We start from the raw sequence: 9600 nt of genomic DNA, 5'->3' as shown, positions 1-9600 counted from the left end.
TCCCTAAGTAAACAATCATAGATAAATTGGTAAAGAAAAGTGAATCTCCCTTTGATTACTCATGCTAAAAAGCATAACAAAAAAATAGCAATTGTTACAGGTGAAGACGTATTTAGCTATAGTGATTTACTCCACATCTCTGGGCTAATTGCCACAGGTCTGCTGAAGGATACAGAAGACTTACAAGAACAGAGAGTTGCTTTTCTTATCCCCCCTGGGTTTGAGTATGTAGCCACTCAGTGGGGAATTTGGCGGGCTGGGGGAATAGCGGTACCGTTATGTGTTTCTCACCCCCGTCCAGAATTGGAGTATGTGATTACTAATTCGGGAGCATCAATTATTGTTGTCCATCCCCAATTTGAGGATATACTGCTATCGCTTGCTACTGAAAAAAATTTACGCTTTATTCTCACCTCAGCAACACTCCCAGATCATGTTACTACCCTACCAAATATAGATATTCAAAGACGGGCATTAATTCTCTATACCAGTGGAACAACAGGTAAACCCAAGGGTGTGGTGATAACTCATGACAATATTCAAGCGCAAGTAACTAGCTTAATTACTGCTTGGGAATGGACATCAGATGACCGCATCCTAAATATATTACCATTACATCATATTCATGGGATTATCAACGTCCTGACCTGTGCTTTATGGGCTGGTGCGGAATGTCATATATTAAGCAAATTTGATGCTGAAACTGTATGGAATCGGATTTGTGAGGGTAACTTAACCCTATTTATGGCAGTACCAACAATTTATGTAAAATTAATTGCTGCTTGGGAAAATGATACTCAGGAACGCCAAAAAACCATGACCGCAGGATGTGAAAAAATGCGTCTGATGGTTTCTGGTTCAGCAGCTTTACCAGTGCAAGTATTAGCAAAGTGGCAGAATATTAGCGGTCATTTTCTCCTAGAACGCTATGGAATGACGGAAATTGGTATGGCGCTATCCAACTCTTTACATGGTCAACGATACGCAGGATATGTGGGTCAACCTTTACCACAAGTTGAAGTTAGATTAGTAGATGAAAATGGAGAATTAGTGCCACTAGGAATACCAGGAGAAATTCAAGTTAAAAGCCCTGGAGTGTTTTTAGAATATTGGCAAAACCCCCAAGCAACAGAAAAGGCATTTAGAGATGGGTGGTTTTGTACTGGAGATACGGCAATAGTCGAGAATGACAACTATCGTATTTTAGGTCGAATGAGCGTTGATATCATTAAAACAGGAGGGTATAAGGTTTCAGCTTTAGAAATTGAGGAAGTGTTAAGAACTCATCCAGATATTCAAGAATGTGCAGTGGTTGGGGTGACAGATTTAGAATGGGGTGAGCGAGTTTGTGCGGCGTTAGTATTACTACCAGAACGTCAATTGACATTAGAATCTTTGAGGAGTTGGGCAAAGGGGCAATTGGCAGTTTATAAGATTCCCACTCGCATTTTGATAGTTGATGAATTACCCCGTAATGCTATGGGGAAAGTAACTAAGCCGCAGGTGTTTGAACTATTTTGCTCATCTTCAGGCTAGAGTTTAGTCTATCATGCGGTTGGATGCAGTGATTGATTATGCCTGATTGTTTGGTAGATAGTCATCAATGCCTTTCAAGAACTGCTCAACAGATAGTATTTCTATTGAGCGAAATGGATTGAGAACCAATAGATCCTTATCTCCACTAATGATCAAGTCAGCTTTGCCACTCAGCGATAATTCTAAAATTTTATCATCTTTAGGATCACGACATTCTTTGACAACATCAACTACTTCAATCAATATTCCCCTATCTAGCAAACCTTCCAAAAACTCTTCTTTTTCCTCATCTGTAATGTATTTTCTAAATTTTGTACGACTTAAAACTTCATCAATTTCTACAATTAATTCTAGTGATAGTAAAATACTGCCATTTTGCAGCACAAATTTGAGTGCTAAGTCAGGCTTGCTGCCTTCAAATAATAAAGCACTAATAATCACATTTGTATCCAAAACGTATCGCACGTTATTCATTTAACAAGTTATTCAAAATTTCTGGGGTTAGTCCTCTGGCTTTTGCCTTGCGACTGATATCACTCATCACTTCTTCAAGTGGTCGGCGCTGTCTGGCGAGTTCTTTCAGTCTTAAGCTAAGGATAACATTGATTTTTTGACGCTCATCAAATACGGCTGATTCATAAACCTTTGCGGCTTCTGCATCAACATAAATTTTAATCTCTTTAACTTCCATCGGTTTTAGACTCCAAAGAAAACTCTAAGGGTATCGCTACCTCACCTCATTATATCCAAAAGCCCGATCGCTTCCAATTTAGTACGATGAGCGATCGCTTACAGCATTGCTACGCGATCGCCATTAGATTGAAATAACCTGAATTTTCGTAAACTCTAAAACTTTTTGTTGCTTTTCAGGTGCGCGTTCTCGCCAGGAGTATTAAAAATGCCCTTGATTGAGAACATTTTCCATTGATGGGCTTGTATCATCAATTAGAGCCTGGATCTTGTCAATCATCCTTTGAAATACATCGGCATAATATTTAGAGGAATCCAAAAAATCTACGTATTCCGGTCTATGGATCTGCCTTTCTTCTGGTGTTCGATACTCCTGACGAATATTGGAAGACATACGCTTTGTTTTTCGCACGATTAAAACTTTTTATCTAAAGTTGGAGTTCTGCCAATATCTTCAACTTTATTGATTGCATCTTCTAATGATTTGAGATTTTTTGAGGATACCAAAGGAAGACCGCTTTTCAAAACATCGAATGCTACCTCTCTCGCAACTTGCTCAACTATGTCCTTGCAATTCTTGTTATTTAAATTTGAAAAATTGATCAGGTCTTCCCTGATAATTTTCCCGAACTTATTCTTGAACTCTCTCTTTTGCCTTAAAGTTTTATTGAAAAGATTAGCCCTTAATCCAATTTTTTCGATGATGTCAGCATTATAAAAAGGCACTCCAAGGACATTAGATTCATGTCCGACCACGAATACAATGCGAGCTTCATTTTTGCTCACTCTGGAAAGCTCTTGCATAGTATCAGCCATATCCAAGCAGTATTGAATTACTGTGTAAAATCGGTTGCCTCTGTTTGCCCTGTTAGATCCAATTTCTGACTTAGCTATCTTTAATAAGTCCCACCCTAATATTTCAGCTGATCTACGGTAATTTTGATGACAATTAAATACATTTATATACGGTGGAGACGTGACTACAAAATCTATCTGATCATTTTTCAATGGCAGAGATCGAGCATCTGATAGACTTACATTTATTTGCTTCTTAGAGTAGGGAAGCTTTTCAATCAAACTTGCTAAATCGGCAAATTTTGATTGTATAAATTCATTAGTTACTTTATTGTTTGCAACATCAAGTAGAATCACCAAAGCATCAAATATTTTTGCTGTTTCTTTATCTAGCTCATTTCTAATTTCTTTCAACTTCACTGGCAGATTTTGTACTTCACTGCCATTTTCAAAAATTCTGAAAGGAAATTCCTTATCTATTAAACTTCTAATAGCATTGACAGATTTCTTCTTTTCGATATCATTGATAAATTCATAGGTTTTACTGAGAATCCAAGCGGCTGGATTAATTTCAAAGCCATATGCTTCAAATTCCAAAATACCAGCTTCTAGCAAAACAGTTCCACTACCTGCAAAAGGATCGAGAATGACTGAATTAGATAGGCAATATGCATTTAATATAACTTCAACAAGTTGCGGTGAAAACTGACCGCGCCAAGCAAATAGATTAGATCTAGTTTTCTCGACGATATCAAGTTTTTCTTTGGGGATGGGTTTATCAAACTCTTTCAATTCCTAACCTTCCTCTGTTTATCAGCGTATCTTCGTAAACTCATCAATTTAGTTGAACATTTTTGGAACTATCACTCACCATTATAACATAGAGATTTGGATATTTGGCGTTGCTACATTGAACATGAAATTGGAAAATTCAAAATCTCAAACTTCAAAATACAACGCCAAATATTTATTTACTTCTTCTGTGGGTTTGGTGGACACCAAAACAGGTTTTTACTGGACACTTCCAGAGATTCTAAAATCCCTTTCATCACATCTGTACAATACATCCAATGTTCTAAATCGTCATACATTCGATCAGGATTAAACTCGAAATTGTAATGCAATACATTAGGCAGATTTGAGAACTCATCGGAGGATTGGGGAGAAAGAATCAACAGTTGAAAAGGCTTACCTTGACATTGTTTTTCCAACTTATTCAACAGATCAATTACTCCACCTCGGTCAGCGATTCCTGTGCGAATAAACAGCACCTCGTCACAATGATCGAGGGCATACCAAAACCTTTCCGAACGTGCCGTATACCGCACTCGCATCCGTTCATGGATGGGAGACATATCGTTAACAGGGTCTTCCGTATCCTCAACTTCATGGGCAAAGGATAGACCGCCCCATTTGCTATGATAAATTCTGTGTTCCTCGGAATTGTAATGCAGCAAATGAGGATTCCACATATCATAAAAACGGTTTTCGATGATATCTGCAATATCTGCTATCTTGGTCGTGCGGGTCAAATCAAAGGGAAAAGCTGGACCATCGTATTCCATCTTATACAACATCATGCGGACGGCACAGCGATCGCCCAACGGCAAAATAGCCACACGGCTAATATCCGATAATTTGCATTTGTATTCCAAAAATACTGCTGATTTCGGTGGCGCTTTCACCCGACTTTCTAACCCATCCTTACCAATCATCATGGTGCGAAAAGGTGCATCGGGTTGAAGGGGATCTTCATATACACCCGATGGTATAGCTTTTAATGCTTTGCGGATCTCCGTCCACATCGGCTGGATATTGTACTCATTATCTGATTCGTTGATAATCCAGATGTGATGTTCATCTTTTTGTAAAATCCCCAGATGCCCATCATAGAATAAAACCTGGGAGTTATTCGGTGCAAAAAGATTGAAAGCCGCACTATATTCCAAGTCAGCGCCAGGGGGAATATTTAGGGTTGTGGAGATAGTTCCATTCTCTTGCACAGCAAAGAAGGGGAGTATTCCTGGTTCGGTATTTTTGGCAATGTAAATACCGGGGATTAATCCTGCCTTATTTTGTAGAACAGTTTGTAATTCTTGCCAATAAGCAGCAATGGTATAACTATATTTTGATGGATTTTTAATCCGCAAACTCTTGTCTTCGATAGATGCACAGATATAGAAACCTGCATTATCAAGATAGATGGGAACTTCGTTCGGTTGCCAGAAGCGTTGTTTTTCTTTTGCTAATTCGTCTTTTTCAATTTGGAAGAGGCGCAGGTCTATGGCCTCATACATCAGGTTGTGACCGATGGTGTTAGGGTGAGATGGGTCAAAGGATATTCCCTCTTGCCAGCGTCCCTGACCATTATCTAATGGTGCTAACCAATCCAAAACCGGCACACCCCAATTCAACATTCGGTTGTGTGTATCTTTCAACAACCAATGATGTTCAGGGGAAAAATCGCCATTGGGATAGACTCCTCCTAAAATTGGACGTGCGCCCAGTTTCCGGGTCATTTTTACCAACTGCTGCAAGCCACTTTCAAAACGTCGCTGTACTGCGCGGCGTTCGTGAGGAGGGCAATAAGCTAACCCTTCGTTACCCAAAGATAAGGCAATAATTACTATATCCGGTTGTTCTGGGGTGACAACTGAGGCGAATCGAGCGATCGTTCTGCTGACATTTGCGCCCGATTCTGATAAATTAATTACTTGATGTCCATATTTTTGCTGCAAATCCTCTGCCAACAACCAAGCCCAACCTCTCAATAACCAAGCTTTATAGCCCAAGGACACAGAACTGCCAATCACGACAATTTTCAGACCGTCTGACTCTTTTGCAATGGGTTTATTGTCAGTAACATCCCGAAAATATCCAAAGGGATAGGGCTGTAAATAACCATAAGCACCATCATCCACAACAATAGTCCGGGATTGTTCTTCACTGTTAATTGGTAGCCAACGGTTTGCACCTATAGCTTCCCATTGTCCCCGTCCTTTGGCATCAATGCGTACATACTTGTATTCAACTCTTTGGCAATTATCAGACGATTGGATGTCAATTTCTTGATCTGTCCACCATAAAGGATAGCAATCGCCACTTGTCCGAAGATGAACACATTTGGTAATATCCCACAATCCCAATTCGGGAGTAGAACCGACGATACCAATGGATTCACCAGTTTGTGTGGAAGCACTAACCTGGAATTGATACATATGTTTCTGCTGGTTTAGGTGTACAATGCTATGCGTAAAGGCGGAATCCTGGCAAATACCTTGACAGACTATCACATAGAATACCTAGTGAGGATAAAAAATATGTGCATTTGTACCAAATTTTTTTACAGCGATTTTCGGGTAAATGAACCACATTTTTTTGTCTCACGCAGAGGCGCAAAGGCGCAAAGAGGAATCAAGAGTGTGGTCTAAATACATGAAAACTACGGTAATCTAAAATCTAAAATTGCCAACAGATGACCAAGGTTTTCCAAGCCTGTGGCAAAATTTAGTAAAGTTGTAATAAAATTAATATTCCCAGCATGACTGTAACTATTCCTAATCTCCCCAGTCTTTACGAAGCCTTCTCCACAGAAGCCAAATGGCAAAAATTCTGGGAAGACAACCAAGTTTACAAAGCTGACCCCAACCACAAAGGCGAACCCTACTGCATCGTTATCCCTCCACCTAACGTAACTGGCAGTTTGCACATGGGTCACGCCTTTGAAGGGGCTATCATTGACACCCTGGTACGTTACCACCGCATGAAGGGACGGAACACCCTATGGCTACCGGGAACTGACCACGCCAGCATTGCTGTACAAACGATTTTAGAAAAGCAACTCAAAGCCGAGGGCAAAACTCGCCATGATTTAGGGCGAGAAAAGTTCCTAGAACGGGCTTGGCAATGGAAGGCGGAATCTGGTGGGACAATTATTAATCAGTTAAAACGGTTAGGCGTGTCTGTGGACTGGACGCGGGAACGCTTTACTTTAGATGAAGGTTTATCAAAATCTGTTTTAGAAGCATTTATTCGCCTTCATGAAGAGGGATTAATTCATCGTAGTAACTATTTAGTCAATTGGTGTCCCGCTTCTGGTTCGGCGGTGTCTGATTTGGAAGTAGAACCCAAGGAGGTAAATGGGAATCTGTGGTATTTCCGTTATCCTCTCAGCGACGGTTCTGGCTTTCTGGAAGTGGCGACAACTCGCCCCGAAACTATGTTAGGTGATACAGGTGTGGCTGTTAACCCCCATGACGACAGATATAAACACCTGATTGGGAAAACCGTAACTTTACCAATTATGAACCGGGAAATCCCGATTATTGGTGATGAATTGGTGGACGCGACCTTTGGAACAGGTTGCGTGAAGGTGACTCCAGCCCATGACCCCAATGATTTTGAAATGGGTAAACGTCATGATTTGCCCTTCATTAATATTATGAATAAGGACGGCACACTCAATGAAAATGCCGGTGATTTTCAAGGTCAAGACCGCTTTGTGGCGCGGAAAAATTTGGTAGCCCGTTTAGATGCTGAAGGCGTTTTGGTCAAGGTTGAGGAATATAAACATACAGTACCTTATAGCGATCGCGGAAAAGTCCCTGTTGAACCTCTGCTTTCTACCCAATGGTTTGTAAAAATCCGCCCTCTGGCTGATAAAACTTTAGATTTCCTCGATAACCAAGATTCCCCCGAAATTGTCCCCCAACGCTGGTCTAAAGTTTATCGTGATTGGTTAGTAAATCTGCGTGACTGGTGTATTTCTCGCCAGTTGTGGTGGGGGCATCAAATCCCCGCTTGGTATGCTGTCAGCGAAACTGAAGGAGAAATTACCGACTCCACACCTTATTTTGTCGCCCGCAATGAAGCAGAAGCGCTACAAAAAGCCAAAGTGCAATTTGGGGAAGATGTGAAATTAGTTCAAGACCCCGATGTTTTAGATACTTGGTTTTCTTCGGGACTGTGGCCATTTTCTACTTTAGGTTGGCCAGAAGAAACAGCAGATTTAGCGGCATATTACCCCACAGCAACCCTAGTTACTGGTTTTGATATTATCTTTTTCTGGGTAGCTAGAATGACGATGATGGGAACACATTTTACCGGAAAAATGCCGTTTAAAACTGTGTACATTCATGGTTTGGTCAGGGATGAAAATAATAAGAAAATGTCCAAATCAGCAAATAATGGTATTGATCCTTTATTGTTGATTGCCAAATATGGAACTGATGCTTTACGCTATACCTTAATTAAGGAAGTTGCGGGCGCAGGTCAAGATATTCGTTTAGAATATGACCGCAAAAAAGATGAATCTATCTCTGTCGAAGCTTCTCGCAATTTTGCCAATAAGTTGTGGAATGCTGCCCGATTTGTCATGATGAATTTGGATGGACAAACCCCAGCCCAATTAGGTCAACCAATTCCCACAGAATTAAGTGATAAGTGGATTGTTTCCCGGTTCAACCAAGTTGTTAAACAAACTAATCATGACATTGATAATTATGGTTTAGGTGAAGCAGCAAAGGGACTTTATGAATTTATTTGGGGTGATTTCTGTGATTGGTATATTGAATTAGTTAAATCTAGATTACAGAAAGATGCAGAACCCGCATCTCGCAAAGTAGCCCAACAAATCATTGCTTACATTCTCGAAGGGATTTTAAAATTACTCCATCCCTTTATGCCTCATATTACTGAAGAAATTTGGCAAACTCTCACCCAACAACCTGCCGAAAATCCCCAACTTTTACCTTTGCAATCCTATCCTGAAGCCGATGAAAATTTCATTGATTCAGCTTTAGAGACACAGTTTGATTTATTAATTGGCACAATTCGCACAATTCGTAATTTACGGGCAGAAGCAGATATTAAACCAGGGGTAAAAATTACCGCCAATTTACAAACTGAAAGCGCAAGTGAAAGATTTATTCTCACTGCTGGACAGGCTTATATTCAAGATTTAGCCAAGGTAGAAAATTTAACAATTGTTGATACTAATCCTGTTGTTGTTCCCCAAGAGATTGCACAAGTTGAAAATAATAAATATTGGGGTGGATTAAAGATAATTGGTTTAACAATTGTCGCCCTTATCGGCTTGAAAGTAGCTATATTTGTGGGAAATACTGCCTTAGATATTCCCATATTTGGAACTGACTTTGAAATAGTTGGTTTGGGTTATGTAGTTTGGTTTGCTTTCCGCTATTTACTCAATGCCCAAGCAAGAGAAGAGTTATTTGCAAAATACTTTCCACCCAGTGAAACACCAACTGCACCAGAATTACCACCAACTGCACCCCCGGAAAAAGAAAATTCCATTGCTGGTGTTGTCGGGACTGTACAGGTAGTTATTCCTTTAAAAGGAGTTGTAGATGTTGAAGTTGTGCGTGCAAAACTGGAGAAAAGCTTACAAAAAGCCGAAGCAGAAGCCCAATCTTTAAGTGCAAGATTAAGCAATTCTAAGTTTGTGGATAAAGCCCCCGCAGATGTAGTACAGACTGCAAGAGAGACTTTAGCAGAAGCACAAAAACAAGCAGAAATTTTACGTATACGGTTGGAAACATTATCGTAGATATCGCTTCC

At 40.1% G+C, this 9600-nt stretch carries 7 protein-coding genes; 2 read left to right on the top strand and 5 right to left on the bottom strand.

Annotated elements, in window-relative coordinates:
- The first annotated feature begins 39 nt into the window (after positions 1-39).
- Positions 40-1536 (top strand): acyl-CoA synthetase, encoded by a 1497-nt coding sequence (locus FJR37_RS03670; RefSeq protein ID WP_168465325.1) that lies wholly within the window; start codon positions 40-42, stop codon positions 1534-1536.
- 36 nt (positions 1537-1572) lie between these two features.
- Here the strand turns inward: FJR37_RS03670 and FJR37_RS03665 are convergent, their stop codons facing one another.
- The 5 genes from FJR37_RS03665 to FJR37_RS03645 form a co-directional block, all read right to left on the bottom strand.
- The gene (locus FJR37_RS03665; RefSeq protein WP_168465324.1) at positions 1573-2010 is read right to left on the bottom strand and encodes a putative toxin-antitoxin system toxin component, PIN family; all 438 of its coding nucleotides are present in this window, start codon (positions 2008-2010) and stop codon (positions 1573-1575) included.
- Positions 2003-2227 (bottom strand): hypothetical protein, encoded by a 225-nt coding sequence (locus tag FJR37_RS03660; protein WP_168465323.1) that lies wholly within the window; start codon positions 2225-2227, stop codon positions 2003-2005. Before FJR37_RS03660 ends, FJR37_RS03665 begins: the two co-directional genes overlap by 8 nt.
- 201 nt (positions 2228-2428) lie before the next feature.
- Positions 2429-2620 carry a Bpu10I family restriction endonuclease gene (locus FJR37_RS26800; RefSeq protein ID WP_254434499.1) on the bottom strand — a complete coding sequence of 64 codons (192 nt, stop codon included), beginning with the start codon at positions 2618-2620 and terminating at the stop codon, positions 2429-2431.
- A gap of 20 nt (positions 2621-2640) precedes the next feature.
- Positions 2641-3813, bottom strand: coding sequence for a TRM11 family methyltransferase (locus FJR37_RS26795; RefSeq protein ID WP_168465322.1), 1173 nt, complete (start codon positions 3811-3813; stop codon positions 2641-2643).
- A gap of 179 nt (positions 3814-3992) precedes the next feature.
- Positions 3993-6239 (bottom strand): DUF1796 family putative cysteine peptidase, encoded by a 2247-nt coding sequence (locus FJR37_RS03645; protein WP_168465321.1) that lies wholly within the window; start codon positions 6237-6239, stop codon positions 3993-3995.
- Positions 6240-6562: 323 nt separating this feature from the next.
- Between FJR37_RS03645 and FJR37_RS03640 the strand changes: the two genes are divergently transcribed.
- The gene (locus FJR37_RS03640; protein WP_168465320.1) at positions 6563-9589 is read left to right on the top strand and encodes a valine--tRNA ligase; all 3027 of its coding nucleotides are present in this window, start codon (positions 6563-6565) and stop codon (positions 9587-9589) included.
- Positions 9590-9600 lie beyond the last annotated feature (11 nt).

Source organism: Aphanizomenon sp. UHCC 0183, assembly GCF_009712065.1.
Classification (GTDB): Bacteria; Cyanobacteriota; Cyanobacteriia; order Cyanobacteriales; family Nostocaceae; genus Dolichospermum; species Dolichospermum heterosporum.
Note: the sequence above shows the minus strand (reverse complement) of the source record. Positions and strands in the feature narration are given on the sequence as shown.

Excerpts from the sequence above, each read along its gene's own strand:
- FJR37_RS03665 (WP_168465324.1), bottom strand. The coding sequence starts at position 2,010 with ATGAATAACGTGCGATACGTTTTGGATACAAATGTGATTATTAGTGCT.
- FJR37_RS03660 (WP_168465323.1), bottom strand. The coding sequence starts at position 2,227 with ATGGAAGTTAAAGAGATTAAAATTTATGTTGATGCAGAAGCCGCAAAG.
- FJR37_RS26800 (WP_254434499.1), bottom strand. The coding sequence starts at position 2,620 with ATGTCTTCCAATATTCGTCAGGAGTATCGAACACCAGAAGAAAGGCAG.
- FJR37_RS03645 (WP_168465321.1), bottom strand. The coding sequence starts at position 6,239 with ATGTATCAATTCCAGGTTAGTGCTTCCACACAAACTGGTGAATCCATT.
- FJR37_RS03640 (WP_168465320.1), top strand. The coding sequence starts at position 6,563 with ATGACTGTAACTATTCCTAATCTCCCCAGTCTTTACGAAGCCTTCTCC.